This is a genomic window from Oxalicibacterium sp., from assembly GCF_035565035.1.
GTDB lineage: Bacteria > Pseudomonadota > Gammaproteobacteria > Burkholderiales > Burkholderiaceae_D > Oxalicibacterium.
In genome coordinates this window covers 1-20057 of the sequence record NZ_DATMTD010000109.1, presented here as the reverse complement: position 1 = coordinate 20057, position 20057 = coordinate 1, and the positions used below count along the sequence as shown (strand labels likewise).

Sequence of the window (20057 nt, the reverse complement as noted above, 5' to 3'; positions counted from 1 at the left end):
AAATTTGAAATGCGGAGAATTATCTTGAAGGCTTCAATCAAATCATCAGTAAAAACTGCGAGCGCGGCGCTGTTGATCGCCGGCTTGGGTTTTGTTTCCTTTGCGCAAGCGCAGGAATCGGCAAAAATCGGTTTCATCAGTACGGAACGTATTTTCCGCGAAGCGGCACCTTACAAGGCGGCTCAGGCCAAACTCGAACAGGAATTTTCGAAACGCCAGAAGGAATTGCAAGACATGGCGACTCGCCTGAAAACGGCGGCGGACAAGTTCGACAAGGATGCGCCTGTTTTGTCGGATTCCGAGCGTGCGAGACGCCAGCGTGAGCTTGCCGATATGGACAAGGAATTCCAGCGTACACAACGTGAATTCAAAGAAGATCTGAATCAACGTCGCAATGAAGAAACTGCCAGTGCAATCGAACGCACGAACAAGGTGATCAAGCAAATTGCGGAAGCGGAAAAATACGACATCGTGTTGCAGGAAGCTGCGTACGTCAGTCCACGCATTGATATCACCGACAAGGTGCTCAAGGCACTCGGTAAATAAAATACAAAGGCAACGATGAGCACTCGACTGGGCGATTTGGTCGAACGCTTGGGGGGCCGGTTGATTGGCGATGCCGACAAGCAGGTTGTCGGCATCGCGCCATTGAGCGATGCCGATGCATCGCACATCACTTTTCTTTCCAATCCCAAGTTTAGAACGCAGGCAGCGCAGACACGTGCTGCAGCCCTTATCCTGTCCGCGGCAGATGATGAGGTCGTGGGTCCCGCTTATCCGGGCGCACGCATTGTCGCGGCCAACCCTTATGCATACTTTGCGAGAGCGGCACAGTACTTCGCATTGCTGAATGCACATGTCCCCGTACCAGGTATTCACCGTACGGCTTTTGTCGACCCCGAGGCACAGGTATCGGCAAGTGCGTCGATCGGGCCGCATGCGGCAATCGAGGCAGGAGCGTGGGTTGGCGAAGATTGCGTGATTGGTGCAGGATGCGTCATCGGACGAAATGCACGAGTGGGTGCGAAAACACGGTTTCACCCACGTGTAACCTTCCTTGATGGATGCAGAATCGGCGAACGCGGCATCGTTCATTCCGGTGCAGTGATCGGCGCGGATGGGTTTGGTTTTGCCAACGAGAGTGGCAAGTGGATCAAGATTCCGCAAACGGGCGCGGTCACTATTGGCGATGATGTCGAAATCGGTGCCAATACGACGATTGACCGTGGGGCGCTGGCCGATACGGTAATCGAGGACGGCGTCAAGCTCGACAACCAGATCCAGATCGGCCACAACTGTCAGATCGGTGCGCATACCGCGATGGCGGGTTGCGTTGGCGTTGCGGGTAGCGCCATCATCGGCAAGCATTGCACATTTGGCGGCGCCGCGATGGTGCTGGGGCATCTGACGATTGCCGACAACGTCCACATTTCGTCGGGCAGCATGGTATCGCGCTCGATAAACGAACCGGGGCAGTACACAGGCTTCTATCCGCTGGCGAAAAACGCGGAATGGGAAAAATCTGCCGTCATCGTGCGCAATTTGCCATCGATGCGTGAGAAAATCCGCGAACTGGAAAAAAACATTAAATCGCTGGGCGAAGACAAAGAATGACTAATCAGGAAAACAAGACGCTGCAAATGAAAACGCTCGATATCAACCAGATCAAGGAATACCTGCCGCATCGCTATCCATTGCTGCTGGTCGATCGTGTGTTGACATGGGAGTCGGGCAAAACAATTACCGCGATCAAGAACGTCACGGCCAATGAAGAATTCTTCAACGGCCATTTTCCGCACAAGCCGGTGATGCCAGGCGTGCTGATGATTGAAGCATTGGCGCAGACAGCGGCTTTGCTGTCTTTCCTGACGATGGGGCAGAAGCCGGACGACAATAGCGTCGTCTACTTTATCGGTATCGACGGCGCACGCTTCAAGCGGCCGGTGGAACCTGGCGATCAGTTGAAAATGGATGTGGAAATCCTGCGTAATGCGCGCGGCATCTGGAAGTACAAGGCGGTAGGTTCAGTCGATGGCCAGGTCGCCCTGGAAGCCGAACTGATGTGCACAATGCGCACCATCAATGACGCTGCCCAGCCAGCGGGGCAGTAATGACGTCGATTCATCCGACCGCCATTATCGATTCGAACGCGCAGCTTGCAGAATCGGTTGAAGTAGGCGCGTATTCGGTTATCGGGCCGCACGTCACCATCGGTGCCAATACGAAGATCGGTCCGCACGTCGTCGTCGAAGGCCATACCAGCATCGGTAGCGACAATCACATCTTCCAGTTTGCCTCGATCGGCGCCGCACCCCAGGACAAGAAGTATGCAGGCGAGCCGACGCGGCTGGAAATCGGCGACCGCAATACCATCCGCGAATTCGTCACGATCAATCTCGGTACCACGCAGGATGCAGGTGTCACGCGTCTGGGCAATGACAACTGGATCATGGCCTATGTGCATATCGCGCACGATTGTCAATTGGGCAGCAATATCATTCTCGCCAACAATGCCACGCTGGCAGGCCACGTGCACCTCGCTGACTGGGTATTTCTCGGTGGTTTTACTTCCGTGCATCAGTTCTGCCATATCGGTGCGCATGCAATGACTGCATTCACTGCGGCGGTCAGCCAGGATATTCCACCATTCGTGACGGCCGCTGGCAATCGTGCCGTGCCGGCGGGTATCAACAGCGAAGGTTTGCGTCGGCGCGGTTTCAGCAGCAGTCAGATCGCGGCGATCAAGCGTGCGTATCGGACAATTTATCGTTCCGGACTGCCGTTGCAAGAAGCGAAGGCTGCGTTGCAGGCAGAAGAAGAGAAGTCGCCGGATGCGGCTGGCTATCTGCGTCAGCTGCGCGAATTCATCGAAGCGTCTCCTCGTGGCATCATCCGCTGACCTGACAGGACAGACTGCGATCGCGATGGTCGCCGGCGAGACATCCGGCGATCTGCTTGCAGGACGCCTGTTGTCCGGTTTGCGCCCGCACTTGCCGGATGCCACCATGCATGGCATTGGCGGCCCCAACATGATGCAGCACGGATTTGTCAGCGATTTTCCGATGGAAAAACTGTCGGTACGCGGCCTGTTCGAAGTGCTCGCACATTATCGCGAGATCAAGGGAATCCAGATTGCGTTGCGTGACCGTCTTCTGGCAGAGAGGCCGGTAGTCTTCATCGGGGTTGATGCGCCGGATTTCAATCTCGGTCTCGAAGCCCAGCTAAAAGACGCAGGCATCCCAACCATGCATTTCATCGGGCCGTCGATCTGGGCCTGGCGCGGCGGACGTATCAAGAAGATTGCACGTTCGGTATCGCACATGCTGGTGGTCTTTCCTTTTGAGGAAGAAATCTATCGCAAGGCAGGCATTCCTGCGACTTATGTCGGGCATCCGCTGGCGCAGGTGATTCCTATGGAGCCAGATCAGGGAGTTGCACGCGCAGCACTGGGGTTGCCGGAACATGCTCGAGTTGTGGCAATTCTTCCCGGTAGCAGAATGTCAGAATTGAAATACAACGCGGTGGCATTCGTCGCGGCGGCAAAAATACTGCTGCAACGCGATTCATCGCTGCAGTTTGTTGCGCCAATGGCAGGAGAGGTACAGCGTCGTTATTTCGATGAACTGATTCGCCAGGCGGGATTGCAGGATGTGCCGGTTCATGTGATCGACGGGCAATCGCATCGCGCATTGGCAGCGGCAGATGCCGTTATAGTTGCGTCGGGCACGGCATCACTGGAAGTCGCACTGTACAAAAAACCGATGGTGATCGCATACAAGATGATGCGCGCATCATGGCACGTGTTACGCCATATGGCATACCAGCCATGGATCGGTTTGCCGAATATTCTTGCGCGTGATTTTCTGGTGCCGGAGCTGCTGCAGGACGCCGCGACGCCGCAGGCGCTGGCAGATGCGTTGTGGCCGCAACTGGAGGACGCTGCGCTGCGTGATCGTTTGCGCCGCCGCTTTACCGAAATGCACCATACGTTGCTGCGCGATACTGCGGCCGAAAGCGCGCAGGCAGTGCTGGATCTGATCGGCCGACCAATACATTCCGCCTGAGCGGATAGTCCGAACCCAAGTTCATCGCCGTGAAAAAAAACGATTCAACTCTTTCGCTGTTCGATTACGCTGACGACATTGTGTGCGGCGTGGACGAGGCTGGTCGTGGCCCGTTGGCGGGACCGGTTTTCGCCGCCGCGGTCATTCTCGATCCGGCACGGCCGATTTCCGGTTTGCGCGATTCAAAAAAACTGACGGAAGCGCGTCGCGATGAACTCGCTGTCGAAATCAAGGCACATGCGATTGCATGGTCGATCGCACAATGTTCGGAACAGGAAATCGATGAACTGAACATTCTGCAGGCAACGATGCAGGCGATGCGACGTGCGGTCGAAGGGTTATCGACGTTGCCGACACTGGCGCTGATCGACGGTAACCGCTGCCCGGTAATGATGGTGCGTTCCGAAGCGATCATCAAGGGGGACGACAAGGTGGCCGCCATTTCTGCTGCCTCCATTCTGGCAAAAACAGCGCGTGATCAGGCTCTGTATCAATTGCATGTTCAGTATCCTCATTACGCGTTTGATCAGCACAAGGGGTACCCGACCGAATTGCATCTGGAACGTTTGCGTCTGCACGGCATTTCGCCGGTGCACCGTAAATCGTACGCGCCGGTACGTGCGTTGATGGACGTGACGGTTTCCCTTGAAGGACGGCTCGCATGAAGACGATTTCATCACGCGACAATCCGTTCTACAAGGAACTGAAACTGCTCGCCAGCAGTTCGCAGGCGCGCCGCAAGGAAGGTCGCACCTTGTTGGACGGCGTCCATCTTTGCGAATCCTATCTGCAGCAAATCGGCAAGCCGTTGTTATGCATCGTGGGTGAAACGGCGCTGAAAAACAGTGAAGTCATACAGATTCTTCGGCAGTGCGATGACAAGACCGTACAGACGATCATGTTGCCGGATGCACTTTTTCATGCCCTGAGCCAGGTGGAAAACGGCATCGACATACTCTTCATGATCGACACGCCGAAGCCGCAGCAACCGGTTCGTCTGACGCAATCCGCCGTGTTGCTCGACAGGGTGCAAGACCCGGGCAATTTCGGCTCCATTGTGCGTAGTGCGGCAGCGGCAGGTGTGCAACAGATATTCTGCAGTGCTGGAACAACGTTCGCGTGGTCGCCGAAAGTCCTGCGTGCCGGCATGGGCGCGCATTTTCTGCTGCAGATATTCGAGCATGTCGATCTGTCAGGCTTGTTGCGGAATGCGGATATTCCCGTCATCGCGACCAGTTCGCATGCGGAGCAGCAGTTATACGATCTCGATTTGAAACGTCCGGTTGCCTGGCTGTTCGGCCATGAAGGTCAGGGCGTGGCAGACGATTTGCTGGCACAGGCGACGTATCGCGTGACAATCCCGCATCTGGGGGCGATCGAGTCGCTTAATGTCGCAGCCAGTTCGGCTGTATGTTTTTTTGAACAGGTCAGACAGCAGGTAAAAGGTTAACACCGTCGGTTTAACGCTGCTTAATCGGGGCGCTGCTCTGATTTGATTTCCTGCAGAATCGTTGCCGCAATTTCCTCGATCGACTTCGTCGTTGACGACATCCACCGTATGCCTTCGCGGCGCATGATCTTTTCTGCTTCGTTGATCTCGTAACGACAGTTTTCCAGCATGGCATACTTGCTTCCCGGCAGACGTTCGTTGCGAATTTCCGCAAGACGATCTGCCGCAATCGACAGCCCAAACAATTTTTCCTTGTGCGGCAGCAAGCTGCCCGGTAATTTCTCCCGTTCGAAGTCGTCCGGAATCAACGGATAGTTTGCAGCCTTGATGCCATATTGCATTGCGAGAAAGAGACTGGTCGGGGTTTTGCCGGAGCGTGATACGCCGATCAGGATCACATCGGCTTCCTCCAGGTTTCTATTCGATTGACCGTCATCATGGGCAAGCGAAAAATTGATCGCTTCGATGCGATTCTTGTATTCGGCTGAATCAGCGCTGGTATGGCTGCGGCCGATGGTGTGCATCGATTTCATTCCCAGTTCCTGTTCAAGCGGCTCGATAAAGGTCTGGATCAGGTCCATGTAGAGTCCATGCGACGCACGTACGATATCGGACAGTTCTGTCTTGACCAGCGTCGAGAAAACAATGGGCCGCTGGCCATCCAGAATGAATGTTTCATCGATTTTGCGCAGTGCCAGATGCGCCTTGTCGACAGAGTCGACGAATGGCAGGCGAACCTGTCTGAAATGTGTATCGAATTGCGTCAGCAGCGAATGCGCAAATGTCTCTGCGGTAATGCCGGTTCCGTCCGAAACGAAAAACGCGGTACGCATCCGCGAGACAGGTGATAGGACAGATCGATCGATGATGTTGGGCATGGCTCGATGTAAGTATCGCGTAAGTTAATAAATCGGTTTGTCGTGTTCCGTATCGGGATGGATTCGATAAAATGTTGGCGATTACCCTCAGATCGTCGCTGTTGAAGAATAACAAAAATGCTGCCGGGGAGGCTCGCAGATTTCTCTTCATCAAAGAGGTTGTTATGTCGAATGCAGGTACGTTGAACAAGCTGGACAAGGCCGCCGGAAATTATGCGATTGCCTTTGGGCAGTTGCGCATGACCGATGTTGAATCGGTAGGCGGAAAAAATGCTTCGCTAGGCGAAATGATCAGCCAACTCGGCGCAGCCGGTGTGCGGGTGCCGGACGGCTTTGCGACGACGGCGCAGGCATTTCGGGATTTTCTTTCGCATGCCGAAAATGGCAGACCTCCGCTGGCGCAACGCATTGCCGATCGGCTTATTGGCCTGGATATCGATGATGTGCGCGCACTGGCGCAGGCAGGAACAGAGATTCGCCAGTGGATCATAGAAACGCCTTTTCAGCAGAGGCTGCAACAGGAAATTGCGCAGCATTATCAGCAACTGGTTGCTGGTTCTTCCGGCGAAACATCCTTTGCCGTGCGTTCCTCCGCCACGGCGGAAGATTTGCCCGACGCATCGTTCGCCGGTCAGCAGGAAACCTTCCTGAATGTCGTCGGTATCGACAATGTGCTGGAGGCGATCAAGCATGTCTTTGCATCGCTCTACAACGACCGTGCCATTTCCTACCGCGTGCACAAGGGTTACCTGCATGCCGAGGTTGCCTTGTCGGCCGGCATCCAGCGTATGGTCCGTTCCGACCGGGGTGCCGCCGGTGTGATTTTCACGCTGGATACCGAATCCGGCTTTACCGATGTCGTGTTCATCACCTCCAGTTACGGCCTGGGCGAAACGGTGGTGCAGGGCGCTGTCAATCCCGATGAGTTCTATGTGCACAAACCGATGCTGGAACGTGGCAGGCTGCCGATCATTCGTCGCAACATCGGTTCCAAACTGATCAAGATGGAATTCACCGACGAAACGAAAGCCGGACATTCGGTACGAACCGTCGATGTGCCGCTTGAATTGCGCAGTCGTTATTCGCTTGACGACGCCGAGATCATCGAACTCGCAAAGTACGCCGTCATCATCGAAAAACATTACGGCCGTCCGATGGATATCGAGTGGGGCAAGGATGGTCTCGACGGCAAGCTGTACATTCTGCAGGCACGGCCCGAGACAGTGAAGTCGCAGCAAAAGACAACAGATGTTCAGCAGCGCTTCAAGTTGAAAGGCGACGGACCGGTGTTGACCGTCGGTCGCGCGATTGGCCAGAAGATCGGTGCAGGTCCGGTGCGCGTGATCCGTGATGCAAGCGAGATGGAGCGTGTGCAACCAGGCGATGTGCTGGTGGCCGACATGACCGATCCGAACTGGGAGCCGGTGATGAAGCGCGCTTCCGCCATCGTCACCAATCGCGGTGGCCGTACCTGTCATGCAGCAATCATCGCGCGCGAGCTGGGTGTGCCGGCAGTGGTCGGATGCGGTGATGCGACGGACGTGTTGAAGGATGGAACGCTGGTAACCGTTTCCTGTGCTGAAGGCGACGAGGGCAAGATTTACGACGGGTTGCTGAAAACCGAAGTGACCGAAACCATGCGTGGCGATCTGCCCGAACTGCCGTTGAAAATCACGATGAACGTCGGTAACCCGCAACTGGCGTTCGACTTCCAGTCAATCCCGAATCATGGTGTCGGACTCGCGCGTCTGGAGTTCATCATCAACAACAATATTGGCGTGCACCCGAAAGCGATTCTGGAATATCCGAACATTGCTTCCGATCTGAAGAAAGCAGTTGAATCGGTCGCGCGTGGTCATGCATCGCCGAAAGCGTTTTACATCGACAAGCTGGCTGAAGGCATCGCGACCATTGGTGCCGCATTCTGGCCGAAACCGGTGATCGTGCGGTTGTCCGATTTCAAATCAAACGAATACAAGAAGCTGATCGGCGGCTCGCGTTACGAACCGGATGAAGAAAATCCGATGCTGGGCTTTCGCGGTGTCGCTCGCTATCTGGCACCGGATTTTGCCGAGTCGTTCGAAATGGAATGTCGCGCGATGAAGCGCGTACGCGACGACATGGGTCTGACCAATGTCGAGATCATGGTGCCCTTTGTCCGCACTCTGGGTCAGGCAGAAAAGGTGATCGGCTTGCTGGCGAAGAACGGCCTGAAGCGTGGCGAGAACGGCCTGCGCGTCATCATGATGTGCGAAGTGCCCTCCAATGCAATTCTGGCAGAGGAATTCCTGGAATATTTCGACGGGTTCTCGATCGGCTCGAACGATCTGACGCAATTGACGCTGGGACTCGATCGCGATTCAGGCATGGAAATTCTGGCGGCCGACTTCGACGAGCGCGATCCAGCGGTCATGGCGATGTTTTCACGTGCGATCGCAGCCTGCCGCAAGCAGGGAAAATATGTTGGCATCTGCGGACAGGGACCATCCGACCATCCGGATTTTGCCGCGTGGCTGATGCAGGAGGGTATCGGCTCGCTGTCCCTTAACCCGGATTCGGTGATCGAGACCTGGATGAATCTGGCCAAGCACCTGAAAGGTAATACGGAAAAGGAAAATTAATTCTTTCTGTCATCGTTTTGGACTAGACTGTACCGACGCCAACCGGATGGCCTGGATGATGTCGATGTGTTTTTTCAACCCTCGCTGCCCTACAGGACGACGGGGGTTTTTGTTTTCAACCGAAAGGAAAAACGAATGGCAGACTGGATGATATGGTTTGCGGTGGTTTGCGTACTGGTCATATTGGAGATGGCGACGGGTACTTTCTATCTGCTGATGATCGCCATTGGCGTCGCCGCAGGTGGCGTTGCAGCTTTGTCGGACATGAACGGTACGATGCAATGCGTGATCGCGGCGATTGTCGCGGCCGCGGGGACATATGCCCTGCGTCGCAGCAAGCTGGGCCGTACCGAGCATATCGATGCAGCACGCGATCCGAACGTCAACCTCGATATCGGACAAGCGCTGGAAGTCGGCGAATGGCGTTTGCAGCCGGGCGATGGAATGGCTGCGGGGACGACCACGACGGCGACAGCACGCGTCATGTATCGCGGGGCCTTGTGGGATGCGGAACTGGCGGCGGGTGGTACGGCCGTTCCCGGACTGTTCATGATCCAGGAAGTACAGGGCAATCGATTGGTTCTGATCAATACCGGCGTCGCCAGACGCGAACCCGGCAATCCGGCCGGGCGGCCACAATAAGGGAGTTGGCATGTTCGATACATCAATCATTTTTTTCCTGCTGTTCGTCGTCGTTGTCTTTGTCGTCAAGACGATCAACGTCGTGCCGCAACAGCACGCATGGGTCGTCGAACGTCTTGGCAAGTACCATGCGACGCTGGGACCGGGGCTGCAGATCGTTCTGCCGTTCATCGATCGCATCGCATACAAGCATTCATTGAAGGAAATTCCGCTCGACGTGCCGATGCAGGTCTGCATCACCAAGGACAATACGCAACTGGAAGTAGACGGCATTCTCTACTTTCAGGTAACCGATGCGATGCGTGCTTCTTATGGCTCGTCGAATTACATTTCAGCGATTTCGCAGCTTGCGCAGACGACCTTGCGTTCGGTCATCGGCCGCATGGAACTGGACAAGACGTTCGAAGAACGCGATCTCATCAACCACAGTGTGGTCAATGCGATCGACGAGTCGGCGACGAACTGGGGCGTGAAAGTGTTGCGTTACGAGATCAAGGATCTGACGCCGCCGAAGGAAATTCTGCACGCTATGCAATCCCAGATCACTGCAGAACGCGAAAAGCGCGCATTGATCGCCGCGTCGGAAGGTCGCAAGCAGGAACAGATCAACATCGCAACCGGCGAACGCGAAGCATCGATTGCGCGCTCGGAAGGCGAAAAACAGGCGGCGATCAATCGCGCACAAGGCGAAGCCTCTGCCATTCTGTCGATTGCCGAAGCAACTGCAGAAGCGATTCGCAAGACCGGCGCGGCGATTCGTGAGCCAGGCGGCGAGGGCGCCGTGAATCTGAAAGTGGCGGAGCAATACGTAGAGGCATTCGGCAAGCTGGCGAAGACCAATAATTCGATCATCATTCCAGCCAATATGGGCGACATGAGCGGATTGATTGCGACTGCGCTGCAGGTTGTGAAATCGCAAAGCGGCACACCGCCGAAACTTTAATGTGGTGATTGGCGACCGGTTTTGACCGATTGCAATATAGAAAAAACGGCGCAGATTGCGCCGTTTTTTTATCGGCGGTTCTGTTTCATCGCGGCCTGGATTTCGCGCTGCGTATCGCGCTGCTTTTCGGTATCGCGCTTGTCATGCTGTTTCTTGCCTTTTGCCAAGCCGATTTCGCATTTGACGCGGCCGCGTTGAAAATGCAGATTGAGCGGCACCATCGTGTAACCGGAACGATCCACCTTGGCCTTCAGTTTCTTGATTTCCTCCCCCTTCAGCAACAGCTTGCGTGTGCGTACGGGATCGGGAGTGATATGCGTGGATGCCGTCGATAGCGGGCTGATGTGGGAGCCGAACAGGAAGACTTCGCCGTTACGCGCGATGACATAGGCTTCCTTCAATTGCACGTGTCCGGCGCGTATCGATTTGACTTCCCAGCCTTCCAGAACAATGCCGGCTTCAAAGCGTTCCTCGATGAAGTAGTCATGGAATGCTTTTCTGTTATCAACAATGCTCATGAGTTTCGGCAACTGGTCGGTTAAAATGGCAACTCTGTGATTTTATCAAACGGTTCATAGTCAATGGCGGTCGTACACAAATCAGTTTTGCTGGGGTACAGCGCTGAACAAATGTTCACGCTGGTTGATCGGGTCGAAGACTATCCGCAGTTTCTGCCGTGGTGCGGCGGGGTGGATGTCAGGGAACGGGGAGAAAACAGCCTGATCGCCACGCTGAAGATCAATTTTCATGGCGTACGCCAGAGCTTCACGACGAAAAATACCAACAATCGCCCGCATTCAATGACGATGGAATTGCTGGAAGGACCGTTCAAGCATCTGCACGGCACGTGGAATTTCAAACCGCTGCGCGAAGATGCGTGCAAGATCGATTTCGATCTGCAGTACGAATTTTCGAACAAGCTGATCGAAGGCGTGATCGGACCGGTCTTCAACATGATCGCGACCAGCTTTGTCGATTCGTTCAGCAAGCGGGCAGAACAGGTTTATGGCTGACGCGCCATCCACCATGACGATCCAGATCTGCTATGCCAGAGCGGATCGGCAGTTCCTGCTGACGCAGTCGGTGGCTGCAGGCACGACGATACAACAGGCAATCCAGGATAGCGATCTGGTGCGGCAGGCGCCGGAAATCGACATCAGCGTCTGGCGCGTCGGTATTTTCGGCAAGCTGAAAACGCTGGATACGGTATTGCGAGAACGTGACCGGGTTGAAATCTACCGACCATTGATTGCCGATCCAAAGGATTCGCGTCGCAGGCGTGCGCACAAGGATGCAGCCGAACAGAAAAAGACAGCCTGAACTCCTTGATTTGATTCAAGCGTTCATCCTGTTCAGGCTTTCCGAATGCCTTTCTTATCGAGCCGGTCGCTATCCGGCCCGCCGATCCCAGGTTCCCTTATTTGCAATCGGACAGGGTGCGCTGATTTTCCCGCACGGTCGCCGCACGTTCCTCATCTGTCAGGAAAATCCGTTCGCCGGTAGGTGACAAACGCGTGATGCGCTGGCCGGATTGCAGAGCACGTTGGTAGTTGCTGACTTGTTCACAATTCTTTTTCTTGCTGGCATCCTGCTTGGCCTTGTCTGCAGCCAGTTTGTCCTTTTCTGCCTGTTCCGCGCGACGCTTCTGGAAATCGGCGTTCTTGTCCGCCAGCGTTGGCGGTGCCTTGGACGTCGCAGTATCCGCACTTTTTTCGTCCGAATCTGTTGCCGCAGCAGGGGCGGTTTGAGGCATGGCGCCCGGTGATTTCAGCATGCGGCTGTTCGGTACGGACGCCGGTGGCGGCATGTCCGAGTACTGCTTGACACCTTTTTCGTCCAGCCAGACGTATTGGGCCAGCGCGGCACTGCAGAAGCCGGACAGGACGAGGGTGAAAGCGAAGCGTTTCAAACCGGTTGAGCGCATGGAAATCCTTGAAAAATCGGCAGGGTGCTGCGATTTCGCCATGCTTCCGGGCGGAAGTCAATGGATGCGGGCGATTTGCGCTCGTTATTTGCAGGAACGGCGGGACGCGTCAATCGGATTTCTGTATAATTCGCTTTTGCGCCAATAGGAAAAACACTATGCGTCTACTTCAAAAGGCACTCACGTTCGATGACGTGCTGCTGGTCCCGGCTTACTCCGATATTCTCCCTAAAGATACTTCGCTTGCCACGCGCCTGTCGCGCAATATCACGCTGAATATTCCGCTGCTGTCGGCGGCGATGGATACGGTGACGGAATCGCGTCTGGCCATCACGATGGCGCAAGAAGGCGGTATCGGCATCATCCACAAGAATCTGACCGCGCGCGAACAGGCGCGTGAAGTCGCCAAGGTCAAGCGTTTCGAATCCGGCGTCGTACGTGACCCGATCACGATCCCTCCGAATACCAAGATCCGTGACGTGATTGCGTTGTCGCAGCAGCACGGTATCAGCGGGTTCCCGGTCGTCGAAGGCAAGAAGGTCGTCGGCATCATCACGAATCGCGATTTGCGTTTTGAAGAGGATCTGGAAGCACAGGTCAGTGCCAAGATGACGCCGCGCGACAAACTCGTTTACGTGCCCGATGGTGCGGATCTGTCCGAGGCCAAACGCCTGATGAACAAGCATCGCCTGGAGCGCGTGCTGGTTGTCGGCGAAGACTTCGAACTGCGTGGGTTGATCACCGTCAAGGATATCCAGAAGTCGACCGAGCACCCGATGGCGTGCAAGGACAGCCAGGGCAAACTGCGCGTTGGTGCAGCCGTCGGTGTCGGTGCTGATAATGACGAACGCGTCGATCTGTTGGTCAAGGCTGGTGTCGACGTCATCGTGGTCGATACCGCACACGGCCACTCGAAGGGTGTGCTGGATCGCGTGCGCTGGGTCAAGGATAACTATCCGGGCGTCGACGTCATTGGCGGCAATATTGCCACGGCAGCAGCGGCCAAGGCGTTGGTCGATCACGGCGCGGACGGCGTCAAGGTCGGTATCGGCCCGGGGTCGATCTGCACCACGCGTATCGTTGCCGGCGTCGGCGTGCCGCAGGTATTTGCAATCTCGAACGTAGCCGAAGGCCTGAAAGGCACGGGCGTACCGTGCATCGCGGACGGCGGCATTCGTTTTTCCGGCGATATCGCCAAGGCACTGGCAGCTGGCGCCTCGAGTGTGATGATGGGCAGCATGTTCGCCGGTACCGAAGAAGCACCGGGCGAAGTAATCCTGTTCCAGGGCCGCAGCTATAAATCGTATCGCGGCATGGGCAGTCTGGGTGCGATGGCGGATGGTTCGGCCGATCGTTATTTCCAGGATGCGGCCAACAACGTCGACAAGTTCGTGCCGGAAGGCATCGAAGGTCGCGTGCCGTACAAGGGCAGCGCCATCGCAATTCTGTATCAGCTGGTCGGCGGCGTACGTTCATCGATGGGTTATTGCGGATGCGCGACGATCGATGAATTCAAGGAAAAAGCGGAATTCGTCGAGATCACTTCTGCAGGCATGCGCGAGTCGCATGTGCATGATGTGCAGATCACGAAGGAAGCGCCAAATTATCGTGCCGAGTAATCACTGACGGAATCGGGGATTTTCCGGACCATCCATGACAACCCAACCGAACAGCATGTCGAACCATGCAGCCAATACGGTTGATGCAGAGGCGCTGGCATCGGATCAGCAATTGCAACGGATTCAGCGCGTCGGCGAGCGGTTGCTCAATGTGGCGCACTGCGTGGTGACATTTGACGATGTGTCGCCCGGTTTTCATGAAGGACGACAGGCGCTAGCTTCCGCATTCTGCCGGAGCGTTCCTGAAGTGACGGCATTGCTTGTCGTTGCCGATGCCAGCGTCGATCCGGTGCTCGCCGCTCATCCGATGGTGACGGGCGAGCCGCATGTTCGTTTTTATGCAGCAAGTCCGATTCATGACGAGCGCGATGTCGTTGTCGGCAATATTCATCTGATCGATTATCGGGCACGAGCGTTCAACGAAATTGACGCGCGCCTCATGGCAGATTTGGTCGGCATGGCAAAACGCGAATTGCACGTACGTTCGCTGAATGCCATCCAGCTTGATCTGGAAAAAAAGAACAAGACGCTGCGCCGCAAGTCGCTGATCGATCCGCTGATCGGTACCTGGAATCGCGGTGCCATCATGCGCATCCTGGCAATCGAGGCAATACGTTGCGACAAACTCGGTGTGCCATTGTCGGTGATCGTGGTGGATCTCGATTTTTTCAAGCGAATCAACGATACATACGGGCATCCTGCCGGCGACGCGGTGCTGGTCAAGGTGGCGAGTCGTTTGCGTTCGTGCATACGTCGACAGGATTCGGTTGGACGTTATGGGGGAGAAGAATTTCTCGCGGTCCTGCCGGATGCCACCCAGGAAGAAGCGGTTGCCATCGCTGAACGCATGCGGGCTGCGGTTGCAGCGGAAGCCGAGTCGATAGGCGAGGCAACGGTCAGTGTAACGATCAGCTCGGGCGTGGCTTCTACCGAACTGTTTATCGCCGCAAGCATGGATGAATTGATCGGCAATGCCGATCGCGCGTTATACGCGGCCAAGGATGCAGGGCGCAATTGCGTAATGCAGGCTCGGCCTTGATGAATGAAGTTTCGATTACCTGTTTTTATTATCTCCCATGCATTCAAAGATTCTTATTCTCGATTTCGGTTCGCAAGTCACCCAACTGATTGCGCGCCGCGTGCGCGATGCCGGTGTGTTTTCGGAAGTGTTTCCGTATGACGTCAGCGACGAGTTTGTGCGCAACTATGGCGCTGCCGGTGTGATTCTGTCCGGCGGTCCGAGCTCGGTGATCGAAGGCGATACGCCGCGTGTGCCGCAAGCGGTGTTTGAACTGGGTGTGCCGGTGCTGGGTATCTGTTACGGCATGCAGGCAATGGCGGAGCAATTGGGCGGCAAGGTGGAGAACGGCAAGGTGCGTGAATTCGGTTACGCCGAAGTGCGCGCGCATGGCCATACCGCATTGCTGAAGGACATCAGCGATTTCACTACGCCGGAAGGCTTTGGCATGTTGAAAGTGTGGATGAGCCACGGCGACAAGGTCAATGAAATGCCGCCAGGTTTCAAGTTGATGGCATCGACGCCCAACTGTCCGGTCGCCGGCATGGCGGACGAAGAGCGCAAGATGTACGCTTTCCAGTTCCATCCTGAAGTGACGCACACGTTGCAGGGGAAGGCGATCCTCGGTCGTTTCGTGCATGAAATCTGCGGCTGCAAATCCGACTGGAACATGCCGGATTACATCAGCGAAGCAGTGGAAAAGATTCGTCAACAAGTCGGCAAGGATGAGGTGATCCTCGGCCTGTCCGGCGGCGTTGACAGCAGCGTCGCCGCGGCGCTGATCCATCGTGCGATCGGCGATCAACTGACGTGTGTGTTCGTCGATCATGGCCTGTTGCGCCTCGACGAAGGCAAGATGGTGATGGACATGTTCGGCAAGAATCTCGGCGTGAAGGTGATTCATGTCGATGCGACCGAACAGTTCATGGGACATCTGGCGGGCGTGACGGATCCGGAAGCCAAGCGCAAGATCATCGGCCGTGAGTTTGTCGAAGTCTTCCAGGCAGAATCGGCCAAGCTGAAAAATGCAAAATGGCTGGCGCAAGGCACGATCTATCCGGACGTGATCGAAAGCGCGGGCAAGGGCAAGAAGGGCACGCACACGATCAAGAGTCATCACAACGTTGGGGGCTTGCCGGAAACATTGAATCTGCAATTGCTGGAGCCGCTGCGCGAACTGTTCAAGGACGAAGTCCGCGAACTCGGTGTCGCGCTCGGCCTGCCGCACGACATGGTGTATCGCCATCCATTCCCGGGGCCGGGTTTGGGCGTCCGCATTCTCGGCGAAGTCAAAAAGGAATTCGCGGATTTGCTGCGCCGTGCCGATGCGATCTTTATCGAAGAACTGCGCAATACTGCTTTGCCGCTGGCGACGGAGTTGGCCGCGGGCGGTGGCGACAGTCACTTTCACAAGAACTGGTATGAAGCGACCAGCCAGGCGTTTGCGGTTTTCCTGCCGGTCAAGTCAGTCGGCGTGATGGGTGACGGCCGTACCTACGAGTACGTTGTCGCATTGCGCGCCGTGCAGACGCAGGATTTCATGACGGCACACTGGGCCCATTTGCCGCACGATTTGCTCGGGAAAGTATCGAACCGCATCATCAATGAGGTACGCGGTATCAATCGTGTGGTGTACGACATTTCGGGTAAACCGCCGGCGACGATCGAATGGGAGTGATGTAAGGTCTTTCGTGGACTATCACTATCGACAAGAAGTCGTAACGTATTAATTTATAAGATACGTTACGACAGCGTTCATATCCTGCGATGGCGGATTTAAGCAAGGCGGGTAACATCAGCCGAAAGCGTGTAGCAGCAACGTAATGTGATTTGCCTCGGCTCCATAAGCCATTTTTAGTCAAGAGTCTCACACGCGGTATTGAGCAAGAACTCTCCCTTCCCAGCATCCGTGCGAATAAATCCGTGGTCGACAGTTGAACTTGCCCTTTCAGGCAGCATAGGAAGGCACGCCTCGAATTCTTGACAATAGAATTCGAAATTCTCGCCGACGCACCCAAATCACGAAGACAGAAAGAATCCAAACCACGCAAGCTTTGGTAAATAAATGTCCGCCATCATGTGCCGGATCGAGACCCAAGGGACTGCAAACGTGGAAAAAAATTGCGCCGGACATGATGGCTAGCGTCAACAGGGCACCATATATTCTTGTCCACGGCAATAAGATAAGTACGGTCGCGATCACTTCACATGATGCTGTGAATAGGCGAAATTGTGCCTCATGGCCTGATAGGGAAAGCCAGTCCGTCAGAATTGTAAAAAGATGCACAGGAAAGGGCTTTGCGCCGAATTTTCCGATATCAGCAGGAATGAAGACATAGGCGATATAGATTGCTGCAGCCCAAACGAATACTTCAAGGATGCGGGAATTCGGGAGGAATGTTTTGTCCGTAGAATTTGGAGTCGTCGTCGGGGTTGTCATTGTTTTTCTCCAAGTCTGAGCAAGCGCGTATGCGGATGCACTTGAGATTGTCAGGCGCATATCGCCTGTACCTTTCTATACGATATGACGCCTGGAAAGGTTACAGCGCCAGATAAAATGAAGAACGCTTATGCGCAACTGCGGCGCGACTTTTCCAGTCAGTCTGTACTTTGGCGAAGACTGTTGAGTTCATTAACTTAGTGAGTCCACCGAATGAATACGTTAGCCGGGCCGCGGCGATGAAAGCGGCACGCACTGCGCATGTGCCGCCGTTCGTTGGCATCGTGTTGAACGATTGACTATAGGGTTTTCAGAGCGGACGGACGTCGCGCAAATTGCCTCATCTTCCGCGCCAGCGAAAGGTCCGGTGCTGACGATAAAGGCGACGGTAAGCGCCTATGTTGATTACGGCTATTCCGTTAACCATGCGGGTTTAGACGACTTTGTGATGGGTATGTAGAAAGCCGGATTTAACCCGGCTTTTTTATTTCGCGTCCTTTGAATCGAGTCGTCAAAAACGCCACTGAGAAAGGAATGTTTCTCAGTGGCGTTTTAATATCAAAGTCCGAGATCGGACAAGCCCGGATGATCGTCTGGGCGGCGTCCCAGAGGCCAATGGAATTTGCGCTCCGATTCCTTGATCGGCATGTCGTTGATGCACGCGTGACGCGCTTTCATCAAGCCGTCTTCGCCGAACTCCCAGTTTTCATTGCCGTAGGAACGGAACCAGTTGCCGGAATCGTCATGCCATTCGTAGGCGTAGCGAACGGCAATGCGGTTATCGGTAAATGCCCACAATTCCTTGATCAGGCGATAGTCCAGTTCCTTTGCCCATTTGCGTTCGAGAAAAGCTTGCGCTTCGGCGCGGCTGGTGACGAACTCGGCACGATTGCGCCATTTGGTATCGAGGGTATAGGCGAGTGCGACTTTCGCGGGATCACGGCTGTTCCAGCCATCTTCAGCGCCACGTACCTTTTGAATTGCGGTTTCGCGGGTGAATGGGGGAAGTGGTGGACGAATATTCGGATTGGCAGACATAAGAACTCCTGTAAATGGGACAAATGAGACAGCAGTAAATCGAGTGGGCGAAACAAGTAACGAATAAAGCAGCAATAAATCGATCCGGCCGATTCAGGATTTCAGCAATTTGCGGGCGAGGTGTTGCGCCTTGCGTGCAGCTTCCTTGTCGTTCATGACCAGCGCCACTGTAATGGCGCCGTCGATCAGGATCAGGAACTCCGACGCGAGTGCTTCAGGATCGTCGGCACCGTATTCCTTCGTCAGGTGCAGCAGATAGTTGCGCAACTTGACCTTGTGTTCCTTTGCGACCGCGCGAATCGGATCATTTGCGTCGCCGATTTCGCCAGCGGCATTGATGAAGGCACAACCGCGAAAATCCGACGAAAAAAACCATTGTTCCAGTGCATCGAACGTCCCCAGCAATTTATCGACAGGCGTGCCGCCTTTTTCGCATTCGGTCATGAACCAGTTCATCCAGCGTTCGTCGCGTTTGCGCAATGCTTCAGCGACAAGTTCGTCTTTCGTGCGGAAATAACGATAGATTGTTTTTCGTGCAACCCCCGAGGACTTGACGATGAGATCCATGCCGGTCGCGCAAATGCCGCCGGCATAAATCAGTCGCTCTGTTGCATCGAGCAGTTTTTTCTTCGTTTCCGTAAGCGTCTGGTCTTCCATGAATGCATGGTAGAACGATCGTTCTACAATCGTCAAGAATTATTTTCAAGGACGCGTTTTATGCGGGAAATTTGGCGTTTTCTGTCCTCTTCAGTGAGGAAGTGCTTCGGCAGGCGGCAGATTGGCAGCCATTGCGAGATAATCGACAAGCTTTTTTCCGGACACCCACACGAATGCATTCCGTTACGATCATCCTGACTCTCCTTCTCGCCGTTGTTGCGGCCGGTTTCGTCGTGCGCATGTTGCCGATCAGGATGCCGCTGCCTTTGGTGCAGATTGCGGTTGGCGCAGTTTTGTCGTACGGGCTGGGCATGAGCGTGCCGCTCGATCCGGAATTCTTTTTCCTTTTTTTCATTCCGCCATTGCTGTTTCTGGACGGCTGGCGTATTCCCAAAAGCGCGTTTTTTCGCGATGTGCGGCCCATAACCACGCTGGCGATCGGGCTCGTGTTGTTCACCGTCGTGGGGATGGGATATTTCATCCACTGGATGATTCCGTCTGTGCCACTGGCCGCAGCTTTTGCTCTGGCAGCAATCCTTTCGCCGACCGATCCGGTTGCGGTATCTGCCATCGCGTCGCAAAGCCCGATACCTTCACGATTGATGCATATCCTGGAAGGCGAGTCGCTACTGAACGATGCCTCGGGACTGGTGTGCTTCCGGTTTGCGGTGGCGGCGGTAATTACAGGAACGTTTTCGTTGTTTGATGCTTCGCTGGCCTTTTTGCTGGCGGCCGGGGGCGGTTTGATGGTGGGTGTTGGCGT

The 20057-nt window shown here is 55.1% G+C and carries 22 protein-coding genes; 16 read left to right on the top strand and 6 right to left on the bottom strand.

Annotation, left to right across the window (positions count from 1 at the left end; genetic code table 11):
* The first annotated feature begins 9 nt into the window (after positions 1 to 9).
* Genes VN114_RS11590 through VN114_RS11560 form a run of 7 tightly spaced genes read left to right on the top strand, consistent with a single transcriptional unit; the run spans position 10 to position 5514 of the window.
* Entirely contained in the window at positions 10 to 546 is a 537-nt protein-coding gene (locus VN114_RS11590) for an OmpH family outer membrane protein (RefSeq protein WP_325515011.1), read from the top strand.
* 15 nt (positions 547 to 561) lie between these two features.
* The gene (gene lpxD, locus VN114_RS11585) at positions 562 to 1614 is read left to right on the top strand and encodes a UDP-3-O-(3-hydroxymyristoyl)glucosamine N-acyltransferase (protein ID WP_325515009.1); all 1053 of its coding nucleotides are present in this window, start codon (positions 562 to 564) and stop codon (positions 1612 to 1614) included.
* Between the two features lie 26 nt (positions 1615 to 1640).
* The gene (gene fabZ / locus VN114_RS11580; RefSeq protein WP_325515030.1) at positions 1641 to 2111 is read left to right on the top strand and encodes a 3-hydroxyacyl-ACP dehydratase FabZ; all 471 of its coding nucleotides are present in this window, start codon (positions 1641 to 1643) and stop codon (positions 2109 to 2111) included.
* Entirely contained in the window at positions 2111 to 2899 is a 789-nt protein-coding gene (gene lpxA, locus VN114_RS11575; RefSeq protein ID WP_325515007.1) for an acyl-ACP--UDP-N-acetylglucosamine O-acyltransferase, read from the top strand. Before fabZ ends, lpxA begins: the two co-directional genes overlap by 1 nt.
* A gap of 25 nt (positions 2900 to 2924) precedes the next feature.
* The gene (gene lpxB / locus VN114_RS11570; RefSeq protein WP_414694221.1) at positions 2925 to 4064 is read left to right on the top strand and encodes a lipid-A-disaccharide synthase; all 1140 of its coding nucleotides are present in this window, start codon (positions 2925 to 2927) and stop codon (positions 4062 to 4064) included.
* Between the two features lie 29 nt (positions 4065 to 4093).
* Positions 4094 to 4729: a ribonuclease HII gene (gene rnhB / locus VN114_RS11565; protein ID WP_325515003.1), complete on the top strand. Its 636-nt coding sequence runs from the start codon at positions 4094 to 4096 to the stop codon at positions 4727 to 4729.
* Positions 4726 to 5514, top strand: coding sequence for an RNA methyltransferase (locus VN114_RS11560; protein ID WP_325515001.1), 789 nt, complete (start codon positions 4726 to 4728; stop codon positions 5512 to 5514). The genes rnhB and VN114_RS11560 overlap by 4 nt, the downstream gene beginning before the upstream one ends.
* Positions 5515 to 5534: 20 nt before the next feature.
* Here VN114_RS11560 and ppsR read toward each other — a convergent pair whose 3' ends face one another.
* On the bottom strand, positions 5535 to 6392 hold the full coding sequence (gene ppsR, locus VN114_RS11555; RefSeq protein WP_325514999.1) for a posphoenolpyruvate synthetase regulatory kinase/phosphorylase PpsR: 858 nt from the start codon (positions 6390 to 6392) through the stop codon (positions 5535 to 5537).
* Between the two features lie 164 nt (positions 6393 to 6556).
* On the opposite strand from ppsR, the gene ppsA reads away from it, so the two are divergent.
* The 3 genes from ppsA (at position 6557) to VN114_RS11540 (ending at position 10598) form a co-directional block, all read left to right on the top strand.
* The gene (gene ppsA, locus VN114_RS11550; protein ID WP_325514998.1) at positions 6557 to 9013 is read left to right on the top strand and encodes a phosphoenolpyruvate synthase; all 2457 of its coding nucleotides are present in this window, start codon (positions 6557 to 6559) and stop codon (positions 9011 to 9013) included.
* 135 nt (positions 9014 to 9148) lie between these two features.
* On the top strand, positions 9149 to 9655 hold the full coding sequence (locus tag VN114_RS11545; protein ID WP_325514996.1) for an NfeD family protein: 507 nt from the start codon (positions 9149 to 9151) through the stop codon (positions 9653 to 9655).
* A 10-nt stretch (positions 9656 to 9665) separates the two neighbouring features.
* Positions 9666 to 10598 carry a stomatin-like protein gene (locus VN114_RS11540; protein ID WP_325514995.1) on the top strand — a complete coding sequence of 311 codons (933 nt, stop codon included), beginning with the start codon at positions 9666 to 9668 and terminating at the stop codon, positions 10596 to 10598.
* Between the two features lie 68 nt (positions 10599 to 10666).
* Here the strand turns inward: VN114_RS11540 and smpB are convergent, their stop codons facing one another.
* Entirely contained in the window at positions 10667 to 11116 is a 450-nt protein-coding gene (smpB, locus tag VN114_RS11535) for an SsrA-binding protein SmpB (RefSeq protein ID WP_325514993.1), read from the bottom strand.
* 63 nt (positions 11117 to 11179) lie between these two features.
* On the opposite strand from smpB, the gene VN114_RS11530 reads away from it, so the two are divergent.
* Together VN114_RS11530 and VN114_RS11525 are read left to right on the top strand one after the other, a co-directional pair.
* Positions 11180 to 11611: a type II toxin-antitoxin system RatA family toxin gene (locus VN114_RS11530; RefSeq protein ID WP_325514991.1), complete on the top strand. Its 432-nt coding sequence runs from the start codon at positions 11180 to 11182 to the stop codon at positions 11609 to 11611.
* 13 nt (positions 11612 to 11624) lie between these two features.
* Positions 11625 to 11918: an RnfH family protein gene (locus VN114_RS11525; RefSeq protein WP_414694220.1), complete on the top strand. Its 294-nt coding sequence runs from the start codon at positions 11625 to 11627 to the stop codon at positions 11916 to 11918.
* A gap of 97 nt (positions 11919 to 12015) precedes the next feature.
* On the opposite strand, the gene VN114_RS11520 is transcribed toward VN114_RS11525, so the two are convergent.
* Positions 12016 to 12522 carry a DUF4124 domain-containing protein gene (locus VN114_RS11520; protein WP_325514987.1) on the bottom strand — a complete coding sequence of 169 codons (507 nt, stop codon included), beginning with the start codon at positions 12520 to 12522 and terminating at the stop codon, positions 12016 to 12018.
* A gap of 158 nt (positions 12523 to 12680) precedes the next feature.
* Here VN114_RS11520 and guaB point away from each other — a divergent pair, with 158 nt between their 5' ends.
* The 3 genes from guaB to guaA are packed head-to-tail and all read left to right on the top strand — an operon-like array spanning position 12681 to position 16837.
* Entirely contained in the window at positions 12681 to 14141 is a 1461-nt protein-coding gene (guaB, locus tag VN114_RS11515; RefSeq protein WP_325514985.1) for an IMP dehydrogenase, read from the top strand.
* A gap of 34 nt (positions 14142 to 14175) precedes the next feature.
* Positions 14176 to 15180: a sensor domain-containing diguanylate cyclase gene (locus VN114_RS11510; RefSeq protein WP_325514983.1), complete on the top strand. Its 1005-nt coding sequence runs from the start codon at positions 14176 to 14178 to the stop codon at positions 15178 to 15180.
* Between the two features lie 37 nt (positions 15181 to 15217).
* On the top strand, positions 15218 to 16837 hold the full coding sequence (gene guaA / locus VN114_RS11505) for a glutamine-hydrolyzing GMP synthase (protein ID WP_325514981.1): 1620 nt from the start codon (positions 15218 to 15220) through the stop codon (positions 16835 to 16837).
* A gap of 270 nt (positions 16838 to 17107) precedes the next feature.
* On the opposite strand, the gene VN114_RS11500 is transcribed toward guaA, so the two are convergent.
* The 3 genes from VN114_RS11500 to VN114_RS11490 all read right to left on the bottom strand — a co-directional run bounded on the left by VN114_RS11500 (position 17108) and on the right by VN114_RS11490 (position 19294).
* Entirely contained in the window at positions 17108 to 17599 is a 492-nt protein-coding gene (locus tag VN114_RS11500) for a hypothetical protein (RefSeq protein ID WP_325514980.1), read from the bottom strand.
* A gap of 558 nt (positions 17600 to 18157) precedes the next feature.
* A complete protein-coding gene (locus VN114_RS11495) occupies positions 18158 to 18637 on the bottom strand; it encodes a nuclear transport factor 2 family protein (protein ID WP_325514978.1) in 480 nt (159 codons plus the stop codon).
* A 93-nt stretch (positions 18638 to 18730) separates the two neighbouring features.
* A complete protein-coding gene (locus VN114_RS11490; RefSeq protein ID WP_325514977.1) occupies positions 18731 to 19294 on the bottom strand; it encodes a TetR/AcrR family transcriptional regulator in 564 nt (187 codons plus the stop codon).
* A gap of 173 nt (positions 19295 to 19467) precedes the next feature.
* On the opposite strand from VN114_RS11490, the gene VN114_RS11485 reads away from it, so the two are divergent.
* Positions 19468 to 20057: cation:proton antiporter (locus tag VN114_RS11485; protein WP_325515028.1), on the top strand; the 590-nt coding region annotated here is incomplete at its 3' end.

Coding starts and splice junctions, on each gene's coding strand:
- VN114_RS11560 (WP_325515001.1), top strand. CDS start 4,726: ATGAAGACGATTTCATCACGCGACAATCCGTTCTACAAGGAACTGAAA.
- VN114_RS11540 (WP_325514995.1), top strand. CDS start 9,666: ATGTTCGATACATCAATCATTTTTTTCCTGCTGTTCGTCGTCGTTGTC.
- lpxA (WP_325515007.1), top strand. CDS start 2,111: ATGACGTCGATTCATCCGACCGCCATTATCGATTCGAACGCGCAGCTT.
- VN114_RS11490 (WP_325514977.1), bottom strand. CDS start 19,294: ATGGAAGACCAGACGCTTACGGAAACGAAGAAAAAACTGCTCGATGCA.
- VN114_RS11530 (WP_325514991.1), top strand. CDS start 11,180: ATGGCGGTCGTACACAAATCAGTTTTGCTGGGGTACAGCGCTGAACAA.
- ppsR (WP_325514999.1), bottom strand. CDS start 6,392: ATGCCCAACATCATCGATCGATCTGTCCTATCACCTGTCTCGCGGATG.
- VN114_RS11510 (WP_325514983.1), top strand. CDS start 14,176: ATGACAACCCAACCGAACAGCATGTCGAACCATGCAGCCAATACGGTT.
- VN114_RS11495 (WP_325514978.1), bottom strand. CDS start 18,637: ATGTCTGCCAATCCGAATATTCGTCCACCACTTCCCCCATTCACCCGC.
- VN114_RS11525 (WP_414694220.1), top strand. CDS start 11,625: ATGACGATCCAGATCTGCTATGCCAGAGCGGATCGGCAGTTCCTGCTG.
- lpxB (WP_414694221.1), top strand. CDS start 2,925: ATGGTCGCCGGCGAGACATCCGGCGATCTGCTTGCAGGACGCCTGTTG.
- guaB (WP_325514985.1), top strand. CDS start 12,681: ATGCGTCTACTTCAAAAGGCACTCACGTTCGATGACGTGCTGCTGGTC.
- ppsA (WP_325514998.1), top strand. CDS start 6,557: ATGTCGAATGCAGGTACGTTGAACAAGCTGGACAAGGCCGCCGGAAAT.
- smpB (WP_325514993.1), bottom strand. CDS start 11,116: ATGAGCATTGTTGATAACAGAAAAGCATTCCATGACTACTTCATCGAG.
- VN114_RS11500 (WP_325514980.1), bottom strand. CDS start 17,599: ATGACAACCCCGACGACGACTCCAAATTCTACGGACAAAACATTCCTC.
- VN114_RS11545 (WP_325514996.1), top strand. CDS start 9,149: ATGGCAGACTGGATGATATGGTTTGCGGTGGTTTGCGTACTGGTCATA.
- fabZ (WP_325515030.1), top strand. CDS start 1,641: ATGAAAACGCTCGATATCAACCAGATCAAGGAATACCTGCCGCATCGC.
- guaA (WP_325514981.1), top strand. CDS start 15,218: ATGCATTCAAAGATTCTTATTCTCGATTTCGGTTCGCAAGTCACCCAA.
- lpxD (WP_325515009.1), top strand. CDS start 562: ATGAGCACTCGACTGGGCGATTTGGTCGAACGCTTGGGGGGCCGGTTG.
- VN114_RS11590 (WP_325515011.1), top strand. CDS start 10: ATGCGGAGAATTATCTTGAAGGCTTCAATCAAATCATCAGTAAAAACT.
- VN114_RS11520 (WP_325514987.1), bottom strand. CDS start 12,522: ATGCGCTCAACCGGTTTGAAACGCTTCGCTTTCACCCTCGTCCTGTCC.